This is a genomic window from Streptomyces sp. NPDC088194 (assembly GCF_040702025.1).
In the GTDB taxonomy this organism is placed as follows: domain Bacteria; phylum Actinomycetota; class Actinomycetes; order Streptomycetales; family Streptomycetaceae; genus Actinacidiphila.
Genome location: NZ_JBFBIV010000007.1, coordinates 98,004 through 122,050 on the forward strand (window position 1 = coordinate 98,004; position 24,047 = coordinate 122,050).

At 74.0% G+C, this 24,047-nt stretch carries 23 protein-coding genes; 15 read left to right on the forward strand and 8 right to left on the reverse strand.

The features are described 5' to 3' along the window. Window positions 1-52: 52 nt before the first annotated feature. Entirely contained in the window at window positions 53-1,273 is a 1,221-nt protein-coding gene (locus AB0399_RS05605) for a 3,4-dihydroxy-2-butanone-4-phosphate synthase (protein ID WP_366410326.1), read from the reverse strand. 372 nt (window positions 1,274-1,645) lie between these two features. Here AB0399_RS05605 and bioD point away from each other — a divergent pair, with 372 nt between their 5' ends. Beyond that, entirely contained in the window at window positions 1,646-2,383 is a 738-nt protein-coding gene (bioD, locus tag AB0399_RS05610; protein WP_366410327.1) for a dethiobiotin synthase, read from the forward strand. A gap of 57 nt (window positions 2,384-2,440) precedes the next feature. Here the strand turns inward: bioD and AB0399_RS05615 are convergent, their stop codons facing one another. Both AB0399_RS05615 and AB0399_RS05620 read right to left on the reverse strand, forming a co-directional pair. Continuing rightward, window positions 2,441-2,812, reverse strand: coding sequence for a fic family toxin-antitoxin system, toxin component (locus AB0399_RS05615; protein ID WP_328459940.1), 372 nt, complete (start codon window positions 2,810-2,812; stop codon window positions 2,441-2,443). Further along, window positions 2,809-3,045, reverse strand: coding sequence for an antitoxin (locus AB0399_RS05620; RefSeq protein ID WP_328459941.1), 237 nt, complete (start codon window positions 3,043-3,045; stop codon window positions 2,809-2,811). Before AB0399_RS05620 ends, AB0399_RS05615 begins: the two co-directional genes overlap by 4 nt. Before the next feature lie 157 nt (window positions 3,046-3,202). Here AB0399_RS05620 and AB0399_RS05625 point away from each other — a divergent pair, with 157 nt between their 5' ends. The 8 genes from AB0399_RS05625 to mug all read left to right on the forward strand — a co-directional run bounded on the left by AB0399_RS05625 (window position 3,203) and on the right by mug (window position 11,499). After that, window positions 3,203-3,625, forward strand: coding sequence for a GNAT family N-acetyltransferase (locus tag AB0399_RS05625; RefSeq protein ID WP_329373020.1), 423 nt, complete (start codon window positions 3,203-3,205; stop codon window positions 3,623-3,625). 181 nt (window positions 3,626-3,806) lie between these two features. Further along, window positions 3,807-5,171: a hemolysin family protein gene (locus AB0399_RS05630; protein WP_366410328.1), complete on the forward strand. Its 1,365-nt coding sequence runs from the start codon at window positions 3,807-3,809 to the stop codon at window positions 5,169-5,171. Further along, window positions 5,168-6,184 carry a hemolysin family protein gene (locus AB0399_RS05635; RefSeq protein WP_329373016.1) on the forward strand — a complete coding sequence of 339 codons (1,017 nt, stop codon included), beginning with the start codon at window positions 5,168-5,170 and terminating at the stop codon, window positions 6,182-6,184. The genes AB0399_RS05630 and AB0399_RS05635 overlap by 4 nt, the downstream gene beginning before the upstream one ends. A 193-nt stretch (window positions 6,185-6,377) precedes the next feature. Beyond that, window positions 6,378-8,108 (forward strand): cytochrome c oxidase subunit I, encoded by a 1,731-nt coding sequence (gene ctaD / locus AB0399_RS05640; RefSeq protein WP_366410329.1) that lies wholly within the window; start codon window positions 6,378-6,380, stop codon window positions 8,106-8,108. A gap of 27 nt (window positions 8,109-8,135) precedes the next feature. Next, the gene (locus AB0399_RS05645; RefSeq protein ID WP_366410330.1) at window positions 8,136-8,477 is read left to right on the forward strand and encodes a hypothetical protein; all 342 of its coding nucleotides are present in this window, start codon (window positions 8,136-8,138) and stop codon (window positions 8,475-8,477) included. Window positions 8,478-8,544: 67 nt separating this feature from the next. Next, the gene (locus AB0399_RS05650) at window positions 8,545-9,399 is read left to right on the forward strand and encodes an SGNH/GDSL hydrolase family protein (RefSeq protein WP_366410331.1); all 855 of its coding nucleotides are present in this window, start codon (window positions 8,545-8,547) and stop codon (window positions 9,397-9,399) included. Between the two features lie 40 nt (window positions 9,400-9,439). Next, window positions 9,440-10,873, forward strand: a complete 1,434-nt coding sequence (purB, locus tag AB0399_RS05655; RefSeq protein WP_366410332.1) for an adenylosuccinate lyase — start codon at window positions 9,440-9,442, stop codon at window positions 10,871-10,873. Beyond that, window positions 10,870-11,499 carry a G/U mismatch-specific DNA glycosylase gene (mug, locus tag AB0399_RS05660; protein WP_366410377.1) on the forward strand — a complete coding sequence of 210 codons (630 nt, stop codon included), beginning with the start codon at window positions 10,870-10,872 and terminating at the stop codon, window positions 11,497-11,499. Before purB ends, mug begins: the two co-directional genes overlap by 4 nt. Here mug and AB0399_RS05665 read toward each other — a convergent pair. Then, complete coding sequence (locus tag AB0399_RS05665) at window positions 11,486-12,448, reverse strand: LysR family transcriptional regulator (RefSeq protein ID WP_366410333.1); 963 nt, start codon at window positions 12,446-12,448, stop codon at window positions 11,486-11,488. The two genes, mug and AB0399_RS05665, sit on opposite strands and share 14 nt — an antisense overlap. 159 nt (window positions 12,449-12,607) lie before the next feature. Here AB0399_RS05665 and AB0399_RS05670 point away from each other — a divergent pair, with 159 nt between their 5' ends. Further along, window positions 12,608-13,351, forward strand: coding sequence for an SDR family oxidoreductase (locus tag AB0399_RS05670; protein WP_366410334.1), 744 nt, complete (start codon window positions 12,608-12,610; stop codon window positions 13,349-13,351). A 69-nt stretch (window positions 13,352-13,420) separates the two neighbouring features. Here the strand turns inward: AB0399_RS05670 and AB0399_RS05675 are convergent, their stop codons facing one another. Beyond that, on the reverse strand, window positions 13,421-13,729 hold the full coding sequence (locus AB0399_RS05675) for a DUF2255 family protein (RefSeq protein ID WP_366410335.1): 309 nt from the start codon (window positions 13,727-13,729) through the stop codon (window positions 13,421-13,423). A 31-nt stretch (window positions 13,730-13,760) separates the two neighbouring features. Then, window positions 13,761-14,705: an alpha/beta hydrolase gene (locus tag AB0399_RS05680; RefSeq protein WP_366410336.1), complete on the reverse strand. Its 945-nt coding sequence runs from the start codon at window positions 14,703-14,705 to the stop codon at window positions 13,761-13,763. A 173-nt stretch (window positions 14,706-14,878) separates the two neighbouring features. On the opposite strand from AB0399_RS05680, the gene AB0399_RS05685 reads away from it, so the two are divergent. Together AB0399_RS05685 and AB0399_RS05690 are read left to right on the forward strand one after the other, a co-directional pair. Continuing rightward, window positions 14,879-15,760 carry a helix-turn-helix transcriptional regulator gene (locus AB0399_RS05685; protein ID WP_366410337.1) on the forward strand — a complete coding sequence of 294 codons (882 nt, stop codon included), beginning with the start codon at window positions 14,879-14,881 and terminating at the stop codon, window positions 15,758-15,760. Between the two features lie 234 nt (window positions 15,761-15,994). Beyond that, window positions 15,995-17,152 (forward strand): ROK family protein, encoded by a 1,158-nt coding sequence (locus AB0399_RS05690; protein WP_328459958.1) that lies wholly within the window; start codon window positions 15,995-15,997, stop codon window positions 17,150-17,152. A 177-nt stretch (window positions 17,153-17,329) separates the two neighbouring features. Here AB0399_RS05690 and AB0399_RS05695 read toward each other — a convergent pair whose 3' ends face one another. After that, window positions 17,330-18,094 carry a GntR family transcriptional regulator gene (locus tag AB0399_RS05695; protein ID WP_329372998.1) on the reverse strand — a complete coding sequence of 255 codons (765 nt, stop codon included), beginning with the start codon at window positions 18,092-18,094 and terminating at the stop codon, window positions 17,330-17,332. 356 nt (window positions 18,095-18,450) lie between these two features. Here AB0399_RS05695 and AB0399_RS05700 point away from each other — a divergent pair, with 356 nt between their 5' ends. Next, window positions 18,451-19,197, forward strand: coding sequence for an SDR family oxidoreductase (locus AB0399_RS05700; protein ID WP_366410338.1), 747 nt, complete (start codon window positions 18,451-18,453; stop codon window positions 19,195-19,197). Window positions 19,198-19,504: 307 nt separating this feature from the next. After that, window positions 19,505-20,983, forward strand: a complete 1,479-nt coding sequence (locus AB0399_RS05705; RefSeq protein WP_329372994.1) for an NCS2 family permease — start codon at window positions 19,505-19,507, stop codon at window positions 20,981-20,983. 425 nt (window positions 20,984-21,408) lie between these two features. Here AB0399_RS05705 and AB0399_RS05710 read toward each other — a convergent pair whose 3' ends face one another. Continuing rightward, window positions 21,409-22,386, reverse strand: coding sequence for a DMT family transporter (locus AB0399_RS05710; RefSeq protein ID WP_366410339.1), 978 nt, complete (start codon window positions 22,384-22,386; stop codon window positions 21,409-21,411). A gap of 131 nt (window positions 22,387-22,517) precedes the next feature. Between AB0399_RS05710 and AB0399_RS05715 the strand changes: the two genes are divergently transcribed. Then, window positions 22,518-24,008 (forward strand): PLP-dependent aminotransferase family protein, encoded by a 1,491-nt coding sequence (locus tag AB0399_RS05715; protein ID WP_366410378.1) that lies wholly within the window; start codon window positions 22,518-22,520, stop codon window positions 24,006-24,008. Window positions 24,009-24,047 lie beyond the last annotated feature (39 nt).

Below are 24,047 nucleotides of genomic sequence, written 5' to 3' on the forward strand. Positions count from 1 at the left end.
CACCCGGCGAAGAAGCGCGGGTCGTCGTGGAGTCCACGGCCGCTGACCGGCCTCACAGGTGCCGGGCCAGGTCGGCCATGTCCACCAGCGGCAGGCCCCAGCGCAGCGCGGCGATCTCCAGATCGGCCGCCTTGGCCATGGTGCCGTCGTGGTTCATGACCTCGCAGCAGACGCCCACCGGTGGCAGTCCGGCCGCCGTGCACAGCGCGACGGTGGCTTCCGTGTGGCCGGCACGCTCCGCGAGGCCGCCCGGGCGAGCGGCCAGGGGGAAGACGTGCCCGGGCCGCAGGAAGTCCGCCGGCCGGGCGTCCGGATCGGCCAACCGCCGTACGGTCGCGGCACGTTCCGCCGCCGAGACACCGGTGCCGGTCGCCGCCGCCAGGTCCACCGGGACGTGCGGCCGGGTGCCGTGCCGGTCGCCGGGGCCCGGCACCGGGCCGAGCTCCAGCCGTTCGAGCACCTCGGGCGCGCACGGCACCGTGGAGTGGCCGCAGACCTGGGTGAGCAGGAAGGTGAACGCCTCGGGGCGCAGCCGCGCCCCCGCGAACACCACGTCGCCCTCGCACTCCCGCTCCGGGTCCCAGATCACCACGCCGCCGCCGGCCGCGAGTTGCGCCACCGCCTGCTGCACGCCCCGGGCGCCGGTGACCCGCCCCGCCCACGGCAGCGCCGCGACCACCTCGGACACCGCCCGATGCGGGTCCTGCGGCCAGCGCCGCGCCAGTCGGGTGACCAGGTCGGGCTCCAGGTTGACCTGGTCCCCCACGGACAGGTCGGCCAGCGTGGTGGCCTGGAGCGTCAACGGGACCAGCGCCACCGCGAACCGGTCCCGGGCCACCTCGGCGACGGTGAGGCTGACCCCGTCGACCGCCACCTGGACCTTGGCCGTGACCAGCGCGTGGAACCGCTCGGGCGGCTTGATCCACATCCGCCGCATCGGGCCGTCCTCGTCGATCCGTACGACCTTGCCGACGGCCTCGACGTCGCCCTGGACCAGGTGCCCGCCGCTGGGATCGCCGAGCCGCAACGGCGTCTCGACGTTGACGCGCGTCTGGGGCGGGATACGGCCGAGCGTCGACCTGCGCCGGGTGTCGGCCGACACGGCCGCCGCCAGGACACCGTCCTGCCCGGCGACCGGCGCCACCGTCAGCCCCACGCCGTTCACGCAGATCGAACAGGTCGCGGACCTGGCCGCTTCGGGCGCCCGCACCATGATGAAGTCCGGGCCCTCGGCCACCACGGTGCCGACCTCGTGAATGTGTCCGGTGAACAACTCGTACCACCTCTCGTCAGCGGCCGGACGACAACCGGCCGCGGGGAGAACCGCGCAGGGGCCCGCGTCGGGCCCGAGAGGTGGCGGGGTGTCACCGCTTGGCGCCGGAATCACACCGGCTCGTCCCACCGCGACGGGTGGAACCGGCGGGCTCTCACCGCCGCACCTTGGAATCGCACCGCCGCCATCCAACACGAGCCGCAACTGCCGGGCAAGCAGCGCGCGCGGCCCGCTCGACCGGCTCCACCCGGCTGCTTACGGGCCGGCGCGCGCCGCCGTCGCGCCGGTCGCCAGGGCCCGGGACGGGGGCTCGGTTTGTGCGAGGTGGGGGGTGGGCGGGCATGCTGGGGGCTTTCCGAGGGGAGTGCGGGTATGGCGATCGTTGTGGTGACCGGGACGGGCACCGAGGTGGGCAAGACGGTGGCGACGGCGGCGGTCGCGGCTGCTTCGCTGGCGCAGGGGCTGAGCGTGGCGGTGCTGAAACCCGCGCAGACGGGGGTGCTTGAGGGCGAGCCCGGGGACGCCGCGGAGGTCGCGCGGCTGGCCGGTGAGGTGACGGCGGTGGAACTGGCGCGCTACCCGGAGCCGTTGGCGCCGGCCACGGCGGCGCGGCGGTCGGGGCGGCCGGCGGTGACCCCGGAGGAGATCGCCGAGGCCGCGGCGAAGCTCTCGGCCGTGCACGACGTGGTGCTGGTGGAGGGCGCCGGGGGGTTGCTGGTGCGGTACGACGAGAAGGGCTCCACGCTGGCGGACACGGCGTCGCTGCTGCACGCGGGCGTGCTGCTGGTCGCACCCGCGGGGCTGGGCACGTTGAACGCGACGGCGCTGACCGCGGAGGCGATGCGGGCCCGCAAGCTCACCTGCCTCGGTGTGATCATCGGCAGTTGGGCGAGCGAGCCGGGCCTGGCCGAGCGCTGCAACGTGCTGGACCTGCCGGAGTCGGCGGGGGCACCGCTGCTGGGTGCGTTGCCGCAGGCTGCCGCGTCCCTGTCGCCGACGGCGTTCCGCGCCGCGGCCCGTGACTGGCTCGCGCCGCAGCTGGGCGGCGTGTGGGACCCTGCCGCCTTCGCGCACGTCTACGGGCCTCCGCAGCCCGCCGCGCAGGGGTAGGGGAAGGGGTGGGGCGGGGGTTGGTGGCCCGGTCCGGATCGGCCCCCGGCGACACCCTCAGCCGGTCCAGGCGCGCAGCTCGCGGGCGATCCGGTCGACGCCGACCCCGCCGTCCTTGACCAGGCGGGCCAGATCGCGGACCTGCTCGGGCGAGGTGGTGACCTTCAGCCCCTCCGCGACGAGGTAGGCGTAGGCCACGGCGGTGGCGAACAGCGCGTTGGACCGCTCCAGGGCCGGGACGTGCAGCAGCAACTGGAGCAGCGCGGCCGCCCGCAGGTGCTCGTCTCCGTAGACGGGGCGGCCGAATATCTCGGCGCGGTGCCGGCTCACGGCGGCGACGAGCGCGCCCCAGTCGGTGACCTGCGGGTCCCCCGGCGTGTTGTGTTCGGCGACCATCAGCAGCCAGGCGAGGTCGATCCGCAGGGTCAACGGGCGCCTTCACCGGTGGGGGGCGTGCTGCCGAACTCCTCGTCGAAGACCGCTTCGTACCGCTTCATGAAGTCGGCCGCGGCCTGGACGAAGGCCCGGCCGTTCTCCCCCTCGTCCTGCTGGACGAGTTCCTCGATGTAGCGGTTCACGCTGATGCCGCGCTGCGAGGCGCGTTCCCGCGCCGTCTCCGCGGTGGCTTCTTCCACCCGCACGTTCAACTGGGTTTTCGCCATGCGTCCACGCTAGCGCTCGGGTGCTAGTAGCGGCAAGAGCGCTCTGCGGGATCGCCCGGGCCGCGCGGCCCGTGGCGCGTCGTCGGCGTGTCCCCCGCGTGTCTCGGATCGCGAAATCCTCCGGGGCGCGGCGAGCGGGGCTGGTTGGCTGGGGCGCATGAGCGATCTTCGGATACGGCCGGCAGCGGTCGCGGACGCCGGCGCCGTACTGGCCTTCTGGCAGGTGGCCGCGGAGGGCACCAGCATCAGTGACGACGAGACAGGCGTGGCCGGGCTGGTCACGCGGGACCCCGAGGCCCTGCTGCTCGCCGAGCGTGACGGGGCCCTGGTGGGGACGGTGATCGCGGGGTTCGACGGGTGGCGGTGCCATCTGTACCGGCTGGCCGTTCACCCGGATGCCCGCCGGCAGGGTGTGGCCCGGGCGCTCCTGGAGGCAGCAGAGGAACGGTTCCTCGCGCTCGGGGGGCGGCGCGGCGACGCGATGGTGCTGGAGGCGAACGAACGGGCGCAGCACGCGTGGCGGGCCGGCGGCTACCTGCCGGAGGAGCAGTGGCGGCGCTGGACGAAGTGGTTGGGCTAGCGCCCGGCGTGGGCGGGCCCCCCAGGGTGCCCCGTACTGTCGGTTCCGGACCGATCCCCCGATGGGGGGCTTGTCGCGCGGTTCCCCGCGCTCCTTGATCGGGCACCCGGGCGCACTTCGCCGGGTTCGTGTGGGTGCGGGTGGGCGGGGGCTGGTTGATCATGGGGGGTGAGGTGTTCCGATGATCGAAACGCTCCTGGTGGCGGTGGCGCTGCTGCTCACGTTCGTGTGCGGTGTGTTCGTCGCGGCGGAGTTCTCGTTGACGACCGTCGAGCGCGGCGAGCTGGAGCGCGCGGCGGCGGGCGGGGAGCGCGGGGCGGCGGCCGCGCTGGCCGCGGTCCGTTCGCTGACCGTGCAGCTGTCCGGCGCGCAGCTCGGGATCACCGTCACCGGGCTGATCATCGGCATGCTGGCCGAGTCGTCGGTCGCGAAGCTGCTGCGCGGGCCGCTGCGGGCCGCGGGGCTGCCCGCGTCCGGGGCGGCGTCGCTGGCGCTGGTGCTGGGCACCGCGCTGTCCACGGTGGCGCTGATGGTCATCGGCGAGCTGGTGCCGAAGAACTGGGCGATCTCGCGGCCGCTGGAAGTGGCGAAGGCGGTCGCGACCCCGCAGCGCGCGTTCAGCACGGCGTTCGGGCCGCTGATCCGGCACCTGAACAACACCGCCAACCAGGTGCTGCGCCGGATGGGCCTGGAGCCGGCCGAGGAGCTGGCCTCCGCACGCGGCCCGCAGGAGCTGCGCGCGCTGGCCCGGCACTCCGCGAAGGCGGGCGCGCTGGAGCCGGACACCGCCGAGCTGTTCGTCCGGACCATCGGCCTGGCCGACCTGACCGCCCAGAACGTGATGACGCCCCGGGTCCAGGTGACCGCCCTGGAGGCGCGCGCCACCGCCGAGGACGTCGCGAACGCCACCCGCGCCACCGGACTGTCCCGCTTCCCGGTCTACCGCGGCACCCTCGACGCGGTGATCGGCACCGTGCACATCAAGGACGTGCTGGCGGTCCCCGCCGACCGCAGGCCCCGGGTGCCGGTCACCGAGCTACTCCGCGAGCCGCTGCTGGTCCCGCACTCCCTGGCCGTGGACCGGCTGCTCGACCGGTTCTCCGCCCGCCGCTCGATGGCCGTGGTGATCGACGAGTACGGCGGCACCGCGGGCGTCGCCACGCTGGAGGACATCGTGGAGGAGGTGGTCGGCGAGGTGCGGGACGAGCACGACCCGCTCGAAGCGCCCGACCTGCTCTTCCTGCGCGAGGACCCGCTGGGCCGCCGGATCTACGACGCGGACGGCGCGGCCCGCACCGAGGACCGGCTGGAGCGGATCGGGCTGCACGCGCCCGACGGGCCGTACGAGACGCTGGCCGGGCTGGTCGCGCAGCGGCTCGGGCGGATTCCGGAGCGCGGTGACGTGGTCGAGGTGGAGGGCTGGCGGATCGAGGTGACCGACGCGAGCGGGCGGCGCGCGGCGCGGGCCCGGCTGGTGTCCCCGCCGAGCGGGCCCGGCACCGACGCCGCCAGTACGGCCGCCGACGGGACGGGGGCCGCGCGGTGACCGCCGTCCAGCTGGTGGTGGGCCTGCTCACCATCGTGGTGAACGCCTTCTTCGTCGGCGCCGAGTTCTCGATGATCTCGGTGCGCCGCGACCAGATCGAGCCGCGCGCCGAGGCGGGCGACCGGCGGGCGCGGCGGGTGCTGTGGGGCCTCGAACACGTCTCGCCGCTGCTGGCCGCCGCCCAGCTCGGCGTCACCGCCTGCACGCTGGTGCTCGGCATCGTCGCGGAGCCGGCCATCGAGCACCTGCTGGAACCGCTCTTCCATGCCGCGCACGTGCCGGACGGCGCGGCGCGCCCGGTGTCGTTCGTGATCGCGCTGGCGGTGGCGACCTATCTGCACATGCTCTTCGGGGAGATGGTGCCGAAGAACATCACGCTCGCCGACCCGGTGCGGTCCGCTCTGCTGCTGGGGCCGCCCCTGGTCGCGCTCACCCGGGCGCTGCGTCCGCTGATCTTCGCGATCAACGCGCTCGCCAACGCGGGGCTGAAGCTGGCACGGGTGGAGCCGCGTACCGAGATCGCCGCGGTGTTCTCCGACGACGAGCTGTCGCGGATGGTGGTGGACGCGGGCGCCGCCGGGCTGCTGGACGAACGGGCCGCCGAGCGGCTGCGGGACGCGCTGGAGCTGGGGCGGCGGCCGGTCGGCGAGATCGTGGTGCCGCCGGAGCGGGTGGTACGCGCCCGGCTCGGCATCACCGCGGAGGGGCTGGAGGCCCTGAGCGCCCGGTCCGGCTTCTCCCGCTTCCCGGTCGCCGACGACGACGGGCGCGTCCTCGGCTACCTCCACGTCAAGGACGCGCTCGACGCCGAGCCGCGCGACGCGCCCTTCCCCCGGTCGGCGCTGCGCCGGATCACCCGCGTCGGCGCGGCCACCCCGCTCGACGACGTCCTCACCGCGATGCGTGCCGGCCGCGCCCACCTCGCCGCCGTCGTGGACGCCGACGGGCACGGGGTCGGCCTGGTCACCATGGAGGACGTCCTCAAGGAGCTGGTGGGGCGGGGCCGGCCCTGACCCTCGGGCACCCGACCGGCGCGCACGGCAATTCCGTCGTGCCGCGCAATGCGCATTCCCGACTTTCGATCTACCCGATTATTGATCAACCCGGCTGACCTCTCGGCGAGGCCGCTTCGGAAAAGACCTGGTGGATTGCCATTCTTCCACTACGGCCGATGACCGGCCGGCGTCGATTTCGGGGAGTGATGAAGTGACGGCTGGCAGCACCGCGGAGCCGGTCGGCGTCGACGATTCGTACGAGGACGAGGTGCCGGCCAGGCGGAAGCGCCCGGGCAGCGTGTTCGTGAGCTGGGCGACCACCACCGATCACAAGACCATCGGCACGATGTACCTGGTGACGACGTTCGCCTTCTTCCTCATCGGCGGCATCATGGCGCTGCTGATGCGGGCCGAACTCGCCCGCCCCGGCCTTCAGTTCCTGTCCGCGGAACAGTACAACCAGGCGTTCACGATGCACGGCACCGTGATGCTGCTGCTGTTCGCGACACCGCTGTTCTCGGGATTCACCAACTGGATCATGCCGCTGCAGATCGGCGCGCCCGATGTGGCGTTCCCGCGGCTGAACATGCTCGCCTACTGGCTCTATCTCTTCGGCTCGCTGATCGCGATCGGCGGATTCCTCACCCCGCAGGGCGCGGCCGACTTCGGCTGGTTCGCGTACTCGCCGCTGAACAACGCGATCAACTCGCCCGGCATCGGCGCCGACATGTGGATCATGGGCCTGGTGATGACGGGCTTCAGCACGATCTTCGGCGCCGTCAACTTCATCACCACGATCATCTGCATGCGCGCCCCCGGCATGACCATGTTCCGGATGCCGATCTTCTGCTGGAACGTGGTGCTCACCTCGCTGCTGGTCCTCTTCGCCTTCCCGGTGCTGGCCGCCGCGCTGCTGTGCCTGGAGGCCGACCGGAAGTTCGGGGCACACGTCTTCGACGCGGCCAACGGCGGCGCGATCCTGTGGCAACACCTGTTCTGGTTCTTCGGCCACCCCGAGGTCTACATCATCGCGTTGCCGTTCTTCGGGATCATCACCGAGATCATCCCGGTCTTCTCCCGCAAGCCGATCTTCGGATATCTGGGGCTGGTCGCGGCGACGATCGCCATCGCCGGCCTCTCGGTGACGGTGTGGGCGCACCACATGTACGTCACCGACTCGGTGCTGCTGCCGTTCTTCTCGTTCATGACCTTCCTGATCGCGGTACCGACCGGGGTGAAGTTCTTCAACTGGATCGGCACGATGTGGAAGGGCTCACTGAGTTTCGAGACGCCGATGCTGTGGTCCATCGGCTTCCTGATCACGTTTCTCTTCGGCGGGCTGACCGGTGTCATCCTGGCGTCGCCACCGCTGGACTTCCACGTCTCGGACTCCTATTTCGTGGTCGCGCACTTCCACTACGTGGTCTTCGGCACCGTGGTGTTCTCGATGTTCGCCGGATTCCATTTCTGGTGGCCGAAGATGACCGGCAAGATGCTCGACGAGCGGCTCGGCAAAATCACCTTCTGGACGCTGTTCTTCGGCTTCCACGGGACTTTCCTGGTCCAGCACTGGCTGGGCGTCATCGGAATGCCGCGCCGCTACCCGGACTACCTCGCGGCCGACGGCTTCACCACGCTCAACACGGTCTCCACCATCAGTTCCTTCCTGCTCGGCATGTCGATGCTGCCGTTCCTCTACAACGTGTGGAAGACCGCGAAGTACGGCAAGAAGGTCGGGGTCGACGACCCGTGGGGCTACGGCCGTTCGCTGGAGTGGGCGACCTCCTGCCCGCCGCCGCGGCACAACTTCGTGACGCTGCCCCGGATTCGGTCCGAGTCCCCGGCGTTCGACCTGCACCACCCGGAGATCTCGACCCTCGACGACGCCTCGCACCGGCCCGACCGCTCCATCACCGTGCCGCGGGGCGACACCCACCAGTAGCTGCCGACGACCGGACGGGACCCACGCGTGGGCGCGGACAGGAACGACCACTCAGGGCTCGACCGGATCGAGGGCTACCTGCTGTGGAACGCGGAGCTGGCGCAGGCGCGCCGCGAGGCTGCCGGTTTCACCGCTCATCTGCCCTGGCTGACCACCGCGCAGCGCGAGGAGGTCGAACGGGTCTATGTCGCCGACCGGGTGCGGCTGTCCCGCGAGACGCTGCGGCGCGTCATCGACCGCGCCGCGGAGCTGCGCGGCGAGTACAGCGAGCGCTACGAGTACCTCAGAAGGCGCTGCGTGGCGGCCGCCGTGGTCGGCGCCGGGGCGACGGCCGGCGCGCTGGGCGCCGCCGCGTACCTGACCCGCTGACGGCACACACCGGCGGCGCCGGGGGCGCCGCCACCACCGCGTTTCCCGCCGGTAGGATCTGCGTGCCATGCAGACGCCAGCCACGTACTCCAGCCTCGTCGCCGTCGGGGACTCCTTCACCGAGGGCATGTCGGACCTGCTGCCCGACGGTTCGTACCGCGGGTGGGCGGACCTGCTCGCGGCGCGGCTGGCGGCCGCGTCCCGGGAAGCGGGCGGCGAGGGCGTGCGGTACGCCAACCTCGCGGTGCGCGGCAAGCTGATCCGGCAGATCTCCGACGAGCAGGTGGACGCGGCGGCCGCGATGCGCCCGGACGTGATCACGCTGGTCGGCGGGCTCAACGACGTCCTGCGGCCCGGCTGCGACGTGGCGGCGGTGTGCGAGGTGCTGGAGAGCTGCGTGCAGCGCCTCGCCCCGGCCTGCGACCGCCTGGTGCTGATGCGCAGCCCGATCAGGCGGGGCCCGGTGGCGACGCGGTTCCTGCCGCGGATGGTGGAGCTGTTCGACTTCGTGGAGTCGCTGGCGGCCGCGCACGGCGCGGTCGTCGTCGACCTGTACGGGGCACAGGTGCTGGGCGACGCACGGATGTGGGCTGAGGACCGGCTGCATCTGACCGCGGAGGGCCACGAACGGGTCGCCGAGGCGGTCTGGCAGGCGCTCGGCCTGCCCGAGCAGGCGGAGTGGACCAGCCCGCTGCCGCCGGAGGTGCGCGCCGGCTGGGCCGCCCGCCGCGTGTCCGACCTGCGCTTCACCCGCGCCCACCTGCTGCCGTGGATCGGCCGCCGCCTGACCGGGCGGTCCAGCGGCGACGGCCGCAGCCCCAAGCGCGCCGAGTTGCTGCCGTACGACCTGCCCGGCGACCTGCCGTCCACCCCGTCCTACGCGCGGGGTGCCGCGCGCACGGTCCCGAGCGGCGAGGGCTGACCGTACGGGACACCCCGCGCGACCAGTAGAATCTCCCCACGTGACAGCCAAGCCGCGTATCCCGAATGTCCTCGCCGGTCGCTATGCCTCCGCGGAGCTGGCCGCGCTGTGGTCGCCCGAGCAGAAAGTGGTGCTGGAGCGCCGGCTGTGGCTGGCGGTGCTGCGCGCCCAGGCGGACCTGGGCATCGAGGTGCCGGCGGGGGCCGTCGAGGACTACGAGCGGGTGCTGGAGCAGGTCGACCTCGACTCGATCGCGGAGCGCGAGAAGGTCACCCGGCACGACGTGAAGGCCCGGATCGAGGAGTTCAACGCGCTTGCCGGGCACGAGCAGGTGCACAAGGGCATGACCTCGCGCGACCTGACCGAGAACGTCGAGCAGTTGCAGATCCGGCTGTCCCTTGAGCACGCGCGGGACCGCACGGTCGCGGTGCTCGCCCGGCTCGGCCAGCTCGCCGGGCAGTACGGCGAGCTGGTGATGGCGGGCCGCTCGCACAACGTCGCGGCGCAGGCGACCACGCTCGGCAAGCGGTTCGCCACCGCGGCCGACGAGCTGCTGGTGGCGTTCGGGCGGGTCGAGGAGCTGCTGGCGCGGTATCCGCTGCGCGGCGTGAAGGGCCCGGTCGGCACCGCGCAGGACATGCTGGACCTGCTCGGCGGGGACAGCGGCCAGCTCGCCGAGCTGGAGCACCGGGTCGCCGAACACCTGGGCTTCTCGCGGACGTTCAGCTCCGTCGGCCAGGTCTACCCGCGCTCGCTGGACTACGAGGCGGTGACCGCGCTGGTGCAACTGGCCGCGGCGCCCTCGTCGCTGGCCAAGACGATCCGGCTGATGGCCGGGCACGAACTGGTCACCGAGGGCTTCAAGCCCGGGCAGGTCGGCTCCTCGGCGATGCCGCACAAGATGAACACCCGCTCCTGCGAGCGGGTCAACGGCCTGATGGTGGTGCTGCGCGGCTACGCCTCGATGACCGGTGAGCTCTCCGGCGACCAGTGGAACGAAGGCGACGTGTCCTGCTCGGTGGTGCGCCGGGTGGCGCTGCCGGACGCGTTCTTCGCGTTCGACGGGCTGCTGGAGACGTTCTTGACGGTGCTCGACGAGTTCGGGGCGTTCCCGGCGGTCGTCTCGCGCGAGCTGGACCGCTACCTGCCGTTCCTGGCCACCACGAAGGTGCTGATGGGCGCGGTGCGGGCCGGGGTGGGCCGGGAGGCCGCACACGAGGCGATCAAGGAGAACGCGGTCGCGTCGGCGCTGGCCATGCGCGAGCAGGGCACCGAGCGCAACGAACTGCTGGACCGGCTCGCCGCCGACCCGCGAATCCCGCTGGACCGGGCCGCGCTGGACGCGCTGATGGCCGACCGGCTGTCGTTCACCGGCGCCGCGGGCGATCAGGTCGCGGAGGTCACGCGCCGGGTCGAGGAGGTCGTCAAGGCGTACCCGCGCGCGGCGGCGTACCGGCCGGGGGCGATCCTCTGACGCCGGAGGAACTGGCGCAGGCCCGCACCCGCACCCTGCGGGACGTGGTCGGGCCGGGGCTCAACGTGCTGTTCTGCGGGATCAACCCGGGGTTGATGTCGGCGTACCGGGGCGAGCACTTCGCCCGGCCGGGCAACCGGTTCTGGCCGGCGCTGCACGCCTCGGGTTTCACCCCGCGCCGGTACGCGCCCGCCGAGCAGGAGGACGTGCTCGCGCTCGGCTTCGGGCTCACGAACGTGGCGCCGCGGGCGACCGCGCGGGCCGACGAGCTGACCGCGGAGGAACTGGTCGCGGGCGGCCGGGCGCTGACCGCGAAGGTGGCCCGGCACCGGCCGCGGTGGCTCGCGGTGCTCGGCGTCACCGCGTACCGGGTCGCGTTCGCCGACAAGCGCGCCGTGGTCGGGCCGCAGGAGCGCACGCTGGGCACCACCCGGGTCTGGGTGCTGCCCAGCCCCAGCGGCCTGAACGCGCACTGGACGCCGGCGGCCCTGGCCGAGGAGTTCGCCCGGCTGCGCGTGGCGGCCTTCGCCGAGAACCGGACGGGCACGGCCCCTGACCCGGCCCCGGACCCGGACGCGGGCTCCGCTGCGGCGGTGGCGCCCGGCGCCCGGCTCAGGAGCGGCTGAACTCCCCCCGCGGAGGCCGCAGCAGGCGGCCCGCCGCCTCCCGGAACCCGGCCACCAGCGGGTTACGGTCGCCGGCCCGGGTGGCGACGACCACCTGGCACGGCTCGATCCCGTCGACCGGCACCACGGCGAGGTCGTCCCGGTCGGCGCAGCGGCGGTCGTAGGCGGGCACCAGGGCGATGGAGCGCCCGTCCGCGACGCCTTCGAGCTTGTCCTCGAAGGTCTCGGCGAGCAGCGGGCCGAGCGGGGCGGAACCGCCGTCCGGATGCGGGTTCAGCCGCCAGAACGCGGTCCAGACCGCGGCCATTCCGGCGCAGGCGATGAGGGGCTCTCCCGCGAAGTCGTCCGGGCCGACCGACTCCTTGCCGGCCAGGCGGTGGTCCGCGGGCACCAGCAGCGCGCGCGGCTCGTCGTAGAGCACGCTCACGCGCAGGCCGTCGTCCGGGATGGGCAGCGGGGTGCGGGCGACGAGCACGTCGACCTTGCGGTCGGGCAGGGCTCGCGTCTCGTTCCAGTCCAGGTGCCGGGTGCGGACGTGGGCCTCGGGGTAGCGGCGGCGCAGTTCGCGCACCGCGGCGGTGACGACGAGGTCCTCGACGTATCCGACGGTGATGGTGTGGGCCCGCGCGGCGGAGCGGGCGGTGCGCGTCGCCTGGCCCGCGGCCTGGAGGAGCCCCTGCGCCTGCGGCAGGAAGGCCGCTCCGGCCGGGGTGAGGGCGCTGCCCTGGGTGGTGCGGTCCAGCAGCCGCACGCCGAGGGTGTCCTCCAGCCGCTGGATCTGCCGGCTCAGCGAGGGCTGGGCGACGTGCAGCGCCTGCGCGGCCCTGGCGAAGTGCAGATGCTCGGCGACGACCACGAAGTACCGCACCAGCCGCAGGTCGAGGTCCGGTCCGGGGTCGGAGGCGGCGTCCGGACCGGGTGCCGCCGCGGGCGGGGCGTCGTCGGGCATGCCGCCAGCCTACTCGTGATGCGGATTCCGCATGACGTGGTGCGAAACGGGTCTTGGACGCCCCTGCCCGGGCGGCTGTTGACTCGAACGTGTCCCCACCGAGGCCGGCCCGGAGGGACGTGAACCGGAAACCGACTCCTGGAACAGAGGGTGTCCGCCATGGGCAGGTACGAAGGAAAGAACGTCGTGATCACCGGGGGCAGCAGCGGGCTGGGGCTGGCCACCGCCCGCCTCCTGGTGGGCGAGGGCGCCCGGGTCCTCGTCACCGGACGCGGCCAGGACGCCCTGGACGCGGCCCGCGAGCAGCTCGGCGGCGACGCGGTCGCGGTGCGCAGCGACGCGTCGTCGCTGTCCGACATCGACGCGCTGGCCGACCGCGTGAAGGCCGAACTCGGCACGGTGGACGCGCTGTTCGCCAATGCCGGGGTCAGCGGCTTCGCACCGTTCGAGGCGACGAGCGAGCAGCTCTTCGACGAGTTGCTGACGATCAACGCCAAGGGGCCGTACTTCACGGTGCAGAAGCTCGCCCCGCTGCTGGCCGAGGGGAGCGGCGTGGTGCTGACCACCTCCGTCGCCAACGTGCTGGGACTTCCCGCGCTGAGCGCCTACGCGGCGAGCAAGGCGGCGCTGCGCTCGATGACCCGCAGCCTGGCCCGTGAGCTGCTGCCGCGGAAGGTCCGGGTCAACGCGGTGAGCCCCGGCCCGATCGACACCGGCATCCTGGAGAAGACGATGCCCAAGGAAGCGGTGGAGGCGACCGTGGCCCAGATGGCCGCGGACATCCCGATGCTGCGCGTGGGCACCCCGGCGGAGGTCGCCAGGGCGGTCGCCTTCCTCGCCTTCGACGCCACGTACACCACCGGCGCCGAACTCGCGGTGGACGGCGGCGGCTCCCAGCTCTGAGGCCCGTGCCACGGGCGGGAGCGGACCGATGCCCGCTCCCGCCCGACCGCCCGTCAGCCCGTCAGCCCGTCAGCCCGCGGCTACCGCGTCCGCGCCGGCCCGCCCGTCCCCCAGGGGCGCGATCCGGACGGTGGCCGCCCGCATCCGGTCGCTCATCGCGCCGACGTCCCCGTACTTGCGCGCGTACGCGTCGTCGATCGCCCGCGTCAGCCGCGCGTCCGTCCGCGCGGGGACGTCGAAGGCGACCTGCCGTACGGTGCCGTCCACGCGGACGGCGCCGCGGTGCCGTTCCTGGGTGGCCCGGAACCAGCGGGACGAGGGCCCCCGGGAGGCGCGCACGAACACCGCGCCGTCCACGACCACCACACCGATCTCCACGCCCGCACCCCGCCGCCTTCCGGGGGCGCCGTCACGCCGCCACGGTCCCCGGCGCCTTGAGCGCCTCGGCGAAGAACCCGGTGAGCTTCTCGACGGCCGGGGTGACGTACTCGTCGCGGTCGTAGAGGTCGACGTGGTCGGCGCCGTCGATCCAGAACAGCTCCTTGGGCTCGCGCGCCTTCTCGATCGCTCCGACGGTGAAGTAGTCGGAGACGGCCTCGGTGCCGGCGATCATCAGCAGCGGGCGCGGCGCGATGAGCGCGATCAGCCGGAACGCGTCGAACTGGGTGAGCAGGTCCAGGCTGCGCGCCGCGAACCAGTTCTCGGTGCGGGGGTGATGGGCCCGCCCGGTGCGGTAGTAGTCCCAGCCCTCGTGGATGTGGCGGGTGATGCTCTTCTTCACCGCGCCGCGCTCGGGCTCGTCCTCGGGGTGGATCTGCTGCCTGCGGACCTCGCCGTCGCGTGCCTCGCCGGTACGGGCGGCGGCGGACAGGTCCAGCATCGCCGCGAGTTCGCCGGGCGTCTGGGTGCCGCCGAGTCCGTCGCGGAACCAGCTCCCCTCGTCGGCCGCGCTGACCGTGCCGACGGCCCTGATCCGGTGATCGGTCGCGGCCGCCGCGGCGACGTACCCGCCCGAGGCGCAGATGCCGAGCGCGCCGATCCGCTCGGGGTCGACCTCGTCGCGGACGCTGAGGAAGGTGACGGCGCTCTTGATGTCCTCGACCCGCTGCGCGGGGTCCTCCAGGAAGCGGGGCAGGCCCTGGCTGTCGCCCCAGTGGGCCGCGTCGAAGGCGAGGGCCACGAAGCCGGCCCGGGCCAGCCGCGCCGCGTAGAGGCCGGCGGTCTGCTCCTTCACGCCGGTCATCGGGTGCGACACGACGATCGCCGGACGCGGCCCGGCGGCGGGGGTGTCGGGTGTGTGGAGATGTCCGGCCAGGGTGAGACCGGCGCTGTCGAACGTCACATCGATACGCATGGGGTGGTGCTCCGCATCCCTCGGCGCAACGGGACCGCGGCGACCGCGGAGCCCGGTGGCCGTCGTGGCCACACGCTCCACCGTCACGCCGCGGGATGCCCGGTGCCAGGGAGGGGTGTGCCTAGGGAATCCGGTACCAGGCACCCCGCCGCGTCCGGGAGGAGACTGGCGGTATGGACCGCCACCACGAACGCGGAGACGGCAACGAGCTGGGCGAGTTCCTGCGCGCCCGCCGTGCCGCCCTCGATCCGCGCCGGGCCGGGCTGCCGCACCACGGCGGGCTGCGCCGCGTGCCGGGGCTGCGCCGGGAGGAGCTGGCGCAGCTCGCCCACGTGAGCTTCGACTACGTCGTCCGGCTCGAACAGGGGCGTACCCGCAAGGTCTCCCGCGCCGTCCTGGACGCCCTGGCGGACGCGCTGCGGATGACGCCGGACGAGCGCGACTACCTCTTCGGCCTCGCCGACCTCTCCCCGCGCAAGGCCGCCCGCGCCCCGGGGCTGCCGGACGTGGCACCGCGCCTGCGGCAGCTCCTGGACGACATGCACGACGTCCCGGCGATGGTCGTCCACCGGCGGATGGACGTCCTGGCCTGGAACCGCGCGGCGGCCGCCCTGCTCACCGACTTCGCCGCGCTGCCCCCGGCCCGGCGCAACATCATCCGCCTGACCTTCCTCGACGACGCCTTCCGCGCGCAGTACGTGGACTGGCCGGTGGTGGCCCGCGAGTGCGTCGCGGTGCTGCGCATGGAGTCCGGCCGGCATCCCGACGACCCGGACCTCGGCGCCCTGATCGCCGAGCTGAACGAGAAGGACGCGGACTTCCGCGCCTGGTGGGCCGACTACCGCGTGGCCGGTCCCCGGCAGTTGACCAAGCGCATGCGCCACCCCACCGCCGGCGAGCTGACCCTGGACGTCCAGCAGTTGTCCGTCGACACCGACGCCGACCAGTTGCTGGCCGCGTACACCGCCCACGACGCGAAGTCCCGCGACGCGCTGGACTTCCTCCTGCGGTGGTCCAGCGGACCCCGCCCCGCGCGCGCCTCGTCGCAACCCTGATAACTTCGCCGCGCGGACACCGACGCGACCCGATGCCGGCCGGCATCCGGGCTCCGCTGCGCCGGCGTCCCAGCAGGTCGTACGGTGTGCGGCGGTGGCACGCGGCAGGCCGCTGCGGGGCTCGCCGGGCGTGGTCGGGCGCAGTCGGGCGGAAGGGTGCCCGGTGGCACTCGCCGGGTGGCTCCGCGCCGGGTACGATCCGCCACACACAGGTACAGGCTGGGAGGACACACCTTGGAGCGCCTCACCGGTGGGGACCCGTCCCTGCTCCGGCGGATCAACTCCGCGGTCGTCCTCCACGCGTTGCGCGGAGCGCAGACCCCCACGCTCACCGAGCTGGTGCACACCACCGGGCTGTCCCGCCCGACGGTCGAGGGCGTCATCGAGGGACTGACCGAGTCGGACCTGGTGGTCGAGGTCGCCCCGGAGCCGGGCGACACCCGCAAGCAGGGCCGGCCGGCCCGCCGGTTCCGCTTCCACGCCGAGGCCGGGCACCTGCTGGGCGTCGAGATCGGCGCGCACCAGGTACGGGCGGTCCTGTCCGACCTCAGCGGCCAGGTGCTGGACACGCTCGGCCACGACGTGGCGGAGGCGGCCGGCGCCGACGACCGGATCGACCGGGTCCGCGGCACCGTCGCCGACCTGCTGCGCAAGGCCGGCGTGGCGCGCAGCACGCTGTGGGCGGTGGGGGTGGGCAGCCCCGGCATCGTGGAGGCGGGCGGCGAGGTGCGGCTGGGCACGGCGCTGCCGGGCTGGACCGGGCTGGCGCTCGGCGAGCGGCTGCAACGCTCCTTCCGCTGCCCGGTGCTGGTGGAGAACGACGCGAACCTGGCCGCGGTCGCCGAGCACTGGAAGGGCGCCGCGGTCGGCACGGACGACGTGGTGTTCGTGCTGGCCGGGCTGAGCCCGGGCGCCGGTTCGCTGATCGGGGGGCGGCTGCACCGCGGTTTCGGCGGCGCGGCCGGGGAGATCGGCGCGCTGCACCTGCTGGGGCGCGAGGTGACCCCCGAGCACCTGCTGTCGACCACCGGGACCCCGCTGCACCCGCTGGACGAGCCCGCCGTGGAGCGGGTGTTCGCGCTGGCCCGCGAGGGCGACGTGCAGGCGAAGGACGCGCTGGACCGGTTCCTGCGCCGGCTGGTGCACGACGTGGCCGCGCTGGTGCTGGCGATCGACCCGGAACTGGTGGTGGTCGGCGGCTGGGCGGCGGGTCTCGACGGCGTACTGGAGCCGCTACGCGCGGAGTTGGCGCGTTACTGCCTGCGGCCGCCGAACGTGGTGCTGTCCGCGCTGGGCCAGGAGGCGATCGCCACGGGGGCGCTGCGGCTGGCGCTGGACCACGTGGAGGAGCAGTTGTTCGCGGTCGAGCAGACATCGCTGCCCCGGCACTGAGCGGACTCGGCCGGTCGGGGCGGTCGGGTACGGCGTACCGCGTGCGGCGTACCGCGCACGGCGCCGGTACCGGCCCGGGACGCGCGGCGCCGTACGCGCACGACCGCGGCCCGCTCCCGTGGTTCACGGAAGCGGGCCGGGGGTGGAGCGCGGGCGGGCCGGGTTCGGGCCCGGCCGTCAGGACGCCTGGCGGCGGCTGCCGGGCTGGTCGTGCAGCACTTCCAGCGCGCCGGAGTCGCCGAAGGTGAGCCGGCAGGTGTCGGCGCGGTACGTCGCGACGGAGGCGGCGGCGACGCGGCCGGCCGCGTAGTAGCGGGTGGTGACCACCAGGACGGGCGCGCCGGGCAGCCGGTCGAGCTGCTTGGCGTCCTCGGCGCGGGCCGAGCCCAGCTCGACGGAGCGGTCCTCGCCCTCCAGCTCCAGGACGTGCAGTTCGCGCAGCACCGCGGGGCCGTGCTCGGCCGGGGTGAGCAGCGTCGACAGCCCGGGCACGGACGCGGCCGGCACGTAGAGCAGTTCGGTGGCGACCGGCTGGCCCTGGGTGACCCGCTCGCGCCGGACGGTGTGCACCGCCTCCTCGCGGTCGGTGCCGAGCAGCGCGGCGATCGGGGCGGGGGCGGCGGCCTCGACGCAGCCCACGGTGTTCCAGGCGTCGCGCACGGCACCTGGCCACACGTTCGCCGACGGGCCGACGGCCACGCCGATCCTGGGCGGCGCCACGGTGGTGCCCACGCCGCGCCTGCGCTGGAGCCGGCCTTCCAGCTCGAGCTGTTCGAGCGCCTGGCGGAGCGTGGCCCGCGCGACGCCGAAGCGCGCGGCGAGGTCACGCTCGTTGGGCAGGATCTCGCCGACCTCGAACTCCGAGTCGAGGGCGTCGTTCAGCACGGTCTTGAGGTGCCAGTACTTCGGCTCCTGCACCGCTTCGAGCTGCGTGGTCCCCACCCTGTCCTCGCAATCGCCGTGGTCGTGGCCGCCGGACCCTGCCGGGGTCACACCTTGTTAAGCCTTGTTTCCGAACCAGTGTTTATTAAAGGTCCTTGCACTACTAGGACGATAGAGGCGCGTCGCAAACTTGGTCAAGACCAATCCTCGAACCCACCCATGCGTGGCGGAACCGGATACATGTGACGTTCATACGATGTTGACGGTGTGCTGCAATAGCGTTCGTGATCTCCGCGGGACAGAGCGGGGACGGAGCACGGCCGGGCCGAGCAGGCGCCGAGGGCACCACGCCGCACGGCACGGACACGGCACGAACACAGCGCGACATGGCGAACGGCACAGCGAGGAGCAGGGCGATGGAGCAGGTCACCGTGGTCACGGGCGGCAGCCGCGGCATCGGGGCGGCGGTGGCGCTGCGGCTGGCCGCCGCCGGCCACCAGGTCGCGATCGGCTACGAGCGGGCGAAGGACGCCGCGGAGGACGTGGCCCGGCAGATCCGCGCGGGCGGCGGCACCTGCCCGGTGCACCAGGTCGACACCAGCGACGAGCAGCAGGTCGACACGTTCTTCGGCGCGGTGCGCGACGAACTCGGCCCCGCCACCGGCCTGGTGAACAACGCGGGCATCACCGGCCCGCTCGGCCGGTTCGCGGAGACCCCGGTCGAGGTGATGCGCCGGGTCGTCGACGTCAACGTGATGGGCGCGCTGATCTGCGCCCGCCGCGCGGTGCTGGACATGTCCACGCGGTACGGCGGGGAGGGCGGCGCGATCGTGAACATCTCCTCGGGCGGGGCCACGCTGGGCAGCCCCGGCGAGTACGTGCACTACGCGGCGAGCAAGTCGGCGGTCGACGCGATGACGGTCGGCCTGTCGAAGGAACTGGCCGAGGAGGGCGTGCGGGTCAACTCCGTGCAGCCCGGGATGATCGTGACCGACATCCACGCGGCGATGGGTGACGCGCAGCGGCCGTGGCGCAAGAGCGACCGCATCCCGATGCGGCGCCCCGGGCAGCCGGAGGAGGTGGCCGGCGCGGTGGCGTGGCTGCTCTCGCCCGACGCGTCGTACACCACGGGTGCGGTCCTGCGGGTGACCGGCGGGCTGTAGCCACCGGCGGGCGGCGGACCGGGCGGGCGGCACCGGCGGCGGGCGTCCCAGGCGGACCGGGCGGACCGGGCGGCGGCGTATCGGGCGGCGTACGGACCGGGCGGCGGGGCAGCCCACCCGCTCCGCACGCCTCCCCCACCGCGTCGAGCCGCATCCGCGGTGATCTTTCCGCGGCACAAGTGTTGACCTGAGCATGGCCGAAACCCGACGGTGATACGGGGTAACCCGGGGGTAACCCGCGCGGCGCCTTGCGGGGGCACAATCCGGTTGCCCCGCAACCGACTTCGGACAACTTCAGAGGAGCACCATGCCCGGTTCCGTCGCCGACGACGCCGTGAAGCCCGCACCCGCGCCGCCGCCGGCCGGCCACCTGCTGGAACGCTGGTTCCGGATATCCCAGCGGGGTTCCACGCCCGGGCGGGAGGTGCGGGGCGGGCTCGCGACCTTCTTCGCGATGGCCTACATCCTGGTGCTCAACCCGCTCATCCTCAGCGGCAGCAAAGCCCACCCGGTGCTGGACAAGTACGGCACCAGCCTCTCCCCGGCGCAGGTGCTGACCGTCACCGCGCTCGTGGCCGCGGTGATGACGGTGATCATGGGCGTGGGCGGCAACCTGCCGCTGGCCATCGCCACCGGGCTCGGCCTCAACGCCGTGGTCGCCTACCAGCTGGCGCCCAAGATGAGCTGGCCGGACGCGATGGGCCTGGTCGTCCTGGAGGGCCTGCTGATCTGCGTGCTGGTCGTCACCGGCCTGCGGCAGGCGATCATGGAAGCCATCCCGCAGGCGATCAAGAAGGCGATCGCCGTCGGCATCGGCATGTTCATCGCCTTCATCGGCCTGGTCGACGCCGGGTTCGTCAGCCGTATCCCGGACGCGGCCAATACCACCACCCCGGTGCAGCTCGGCGGGACCGGCACCCTCACCGGCTGGCCGGTCCTGGTCTTCTGCGTCGGCGTCCTGCTCACCATCTCCCTGGTCGCGCGCCGGATGCGCGGCGCGATCCTGATCAGCATCGTGGTCATGACGATCGTGGCGCTCGTCGTCAACAAGATCGCGGACATCCCCGACCTGGCCTGGGGGCTCAACCCGCCGAGCGTTCCGCACAAGGCCGTCTCCACCCCGGACTTCGGACTGGTCGGCCAGTTCAGCCTGTTCGGCGGGTTCCGCGACGCCGGTGTGGTGACCTGCGTCCTGTCGGTGTTCACGCTGGTGCTGTCGGACTTCTTCGACGCGATGGGCACGATCGTCGGCATCTCCAGCGAGGCGGGCCTGCTCGACGAGGAGGGCCGGGTGCCGAACATCGGCCGGGTGCTGTTCATCGACGGCGCGGCGGCGGTCGCCGGGGGCATGGCGTCGTCGTCCTCCAACACCGCGTACGTGGAGTCGGCGGCGGGCGTCGGCGAGGGGGCCCGCACCGGGCTGGCGAGCGTGGTGACCGGCGTGCTGTTCGCGCTGGCGCTCTTCCTGTCGCCGCTGGCCGGGGTGGTGCCCTCGCAGGCGGCGGCGCCGGCGCTGGTCGCGGTCGGCTTCCTGCTGATGGCGCAGGTGCGCACCATCGACTGGACCGAGTACGACACCGCCATCCCGGCGTTCCTGACCATCGCGGTGATGCCCTTCACCTACAGCATCACCAACGGCATCGGCGCCGGCTTCCTGTCCTACGTCGTGCTCAAGACGGCGCTCGGCAAGATCCGCGAGGTGCACCCGCTGGTGTGGTGCGTGTCGCTCTTCTTCCTCGCCTACTTCGCGATCGACCCGCTCCAGCAGGCGTTCGGCGTCAAGTAGCCCGGCCCCGGCGGGCGGTCCGGCCGGGACCGCGGTCCCGCGGACGAGCGGCCCGACGGCCGTACGGAACCGGCGTGCCCGCCGGGCCCGTGCCCTCCCCCGCGCCGTCCGCGGTCCGCCGGAGGAGGGGGCCGGCAGACACGCGGACGGGCTTCGAAGCTCCGACCGGGACGGGGGCGCCCGGTCGGAGCCGCTGGCCGAGCCGGTGCGCGCACCGGCCCGTACTGAGACAACTCCCCCCATCCCGGCGGAGTTCCCGCCCCGCGCGCATAAATGCGAACGGGGTTTCCGACCTGTGCGCCCTGCCGTTCCCCCGCCGTTCCCGCACCGCTCCCCCGCCGTTCCCGCACCGCTCCCCCGCCGTTCCCGCACCGCTCCGCCGCACCCGCGACCGGCCCTCCCGAGCCGCCCCGGCCCGCCCCCGCTCAGCGCCGACGCGCCGCCGGCACCGGTTCCTCCCCGCCCGCCGGGCCGCCCACCGCCGTACCGGGGGCCTCCCGCAGCGCCGAGCCGCCGCCGGAACCGTACGCCCGCCCGCGTACCCCGCGCAGCGCGCCCGAGCCGACCGCCACGCCCGCCGCGACCAGCGCGCTGCCGGCCAACTGGCCCGCCCCCAGCGTCCCGACCGAGACCACCGGCGCGGTCAGCGCCGCCGAGACCGGGATCAGCCCGGAGAAGAGCGTGGCCCGCTCGGTGCCCAGCCGCTGGAACCCGGCATACCAGCACACGAACCCGATCACGGTCGCGACGACCGCCTGCCAGCCCAGCGCCAGCGCCTCGGGTCCGGTCGGGGTACGGAACCCGTCGCCGACCGCGGCGAGCACCGCGGCCTCCACCGCGGCGAACCCGCAGACGCAGGTGGACAGCAGCAGCGGGCCCAGCGGCCGTACCAGCGGCGCAGCCAGCAACGCGAAGCCCACCTCGCCGCCCAGCGCCGCCACCGACCAGGTCAGGCCCCGGCTGTCCGTGCCGCCCCAGCCCTGCACGGCGAACGCGCCCGCCGCCACCAGCACCGCTCCCCCGGTGACGGCCCTGCCCGGCCGGCGTCCCGCGGCCAGCGGGACCAGCACGGCCACCACCACGGGCGCGCAGCCCACCAGCACGCCGGGCACCGCGGGTTGCGCGGTGCGCTCCGCCGCGAGCACCGACAGGTTGAAGCCGACCATGCCGACCGCGGCGACGGCCGCGACCAGCGCCCACCGCCGTACGCCGAGCGCGCGCAGCCGGCCGCTCCCACCGCGGCACGCCGGACCGGCCAGCAGCAGGAACGCGGCGCCGTAGCGCAGTGCCTGGCCGCCGGCGTGCGGGTAGTGGACGAGCGCGCCGCCGGCGGTGAAGGACGCGCCCACCAGGACGCAGGCGACCGCGGCGAAGAGCGCGCCGCTGCGGGAGGAGGAGTTCATACCCGGACCGTACGGACGCGAGGCGGTCTGCTTTAAGGTCCACTTTCATGGGAAGTAGGGGAACCACTTCAGCGGCGGGCGGCGAGTCGGGCGACGCGCCGGCCGATCCGCCGGGCGCGCGTCCCGGGGGCATGGCCGCGTGGGAGGTGCTGCTGCCGTCGCTGGACGTCGCCCCGCGCGGGCGCGGCCGGGCGCTCCGGTCGGCGCTGCGGGAGGAGGTGCGCTCCGGGCGCCTGGCGGCCGGGGTGCGGATGCCGTCGAGCCGGGCGCTGGCCGCCGATCTGGGCGTGTCGCGGGGCGTGGTGACCGACGCCTACGAGCAGTTGACCGCCGAGGGCTATCTGACCGGCCGGCAGGGGTCGGGCACCTGGGTGGCGCGGACCTCCGCCGGCCCCGCGGTGCCCGTGGCGAGCGGCTTCGCCGAGGACGACCGGGGCGGCCCCGCGGACCTGCGGCCGGGCCTGCCGGACCTCTCGCTCTTCCCGCGGGCGGCGTGGTCGGCCGCGCACCGCAGGATCGTGGCCCGGCTGCCGCACACCGCGTTCGGCTACCCCGACCCGCGCGGCCTGCCGGAGCTGCGCCAGGCGCTGGCCGAACTGCTCGTACGGCGCCGGTGCGTGGCCGCGGAGCCGGACCAGGTGATGGTGGTCTCCGGGGTGGCGCAGGCGCACACCCTGCTCGGCATGGTGCTGCGGGCCCGTGGCCACCGGGCGGTCGCGGTGGAGGACCCGGGCAGCCCGGAACTGCGCGAACTGCTGGCCGCGGTCGGCCTGTCGGCGGTGCCGGTACCGGTCGATCCCGACGGGCTGCGGGTCGACGCGCTGGCCGCCACGGGTGTGCGCGCCGCGATCGTGACGCCCTGCCACCAGTTCCCCTCCGGGGTGGCGTACTCCGCGCCCCGGCGCGCCGAACTGGCCGGCTGGGCGCGGTCGGTGGACGGCCTGGTGGTCGAGGACGACTACGACGGGGACTTCCGCTACGACCGGGCGCCGGTCGGCGCGCTCCAGGGACTCGCGCCCGGCCGTGTCGCGTACACCGGGTCGGTGAGCAAGTCCCTCGCGCCGGGGCTGCGGTTGGGGTGGCTGGTGGCACCGCCGGACGTGGTCGCGGAGGCCGCGGCGCGCAAGCGGACCATGGACCTGGGCAACCCCGTCACCGAGCAGGCCGTCCTCGCGCACTTCCTCACCACCGGGCAGTACGACCGGCAGTTGCGCCGCTGCCAGCGGCTCTACCGGCTGCGGCGGGACGCCCTCGTCACCGCCCTGGCCGAGCACCTGCCGGGCGCCCGGGTCAGCGGCATCGCCGCCGGGCTGCACGCGATCGTCACGCTGCCGGCCGTTTACGGGCCGCAGGAGAGCTTCCTCGCGCGGGCCGCGGCGGCCGGTATCCGGCTGCGCCCGCTGTCGGACTACCGCGCGGCGCCCGCCCGGGACGCGGCCACGGCGGACGCGCCGGCCCCGGACGAGGTCGCCCTCGTGGTCGGCTACGCGCACCTGGCACCGGAGGCGATCGGCCGGGCGGTGCGGGCGCTGGGCGCCTGCGACGGCGGCCGGGGCGCCGGCAACCGGGGCGACGGCGCCCGGCGCGGGAACCCGAAGGCGGCGAAGCGGCTCATACGATGAGTTAACCGAAAAGAGCACCCCTTTACCGTCCGGTCACGG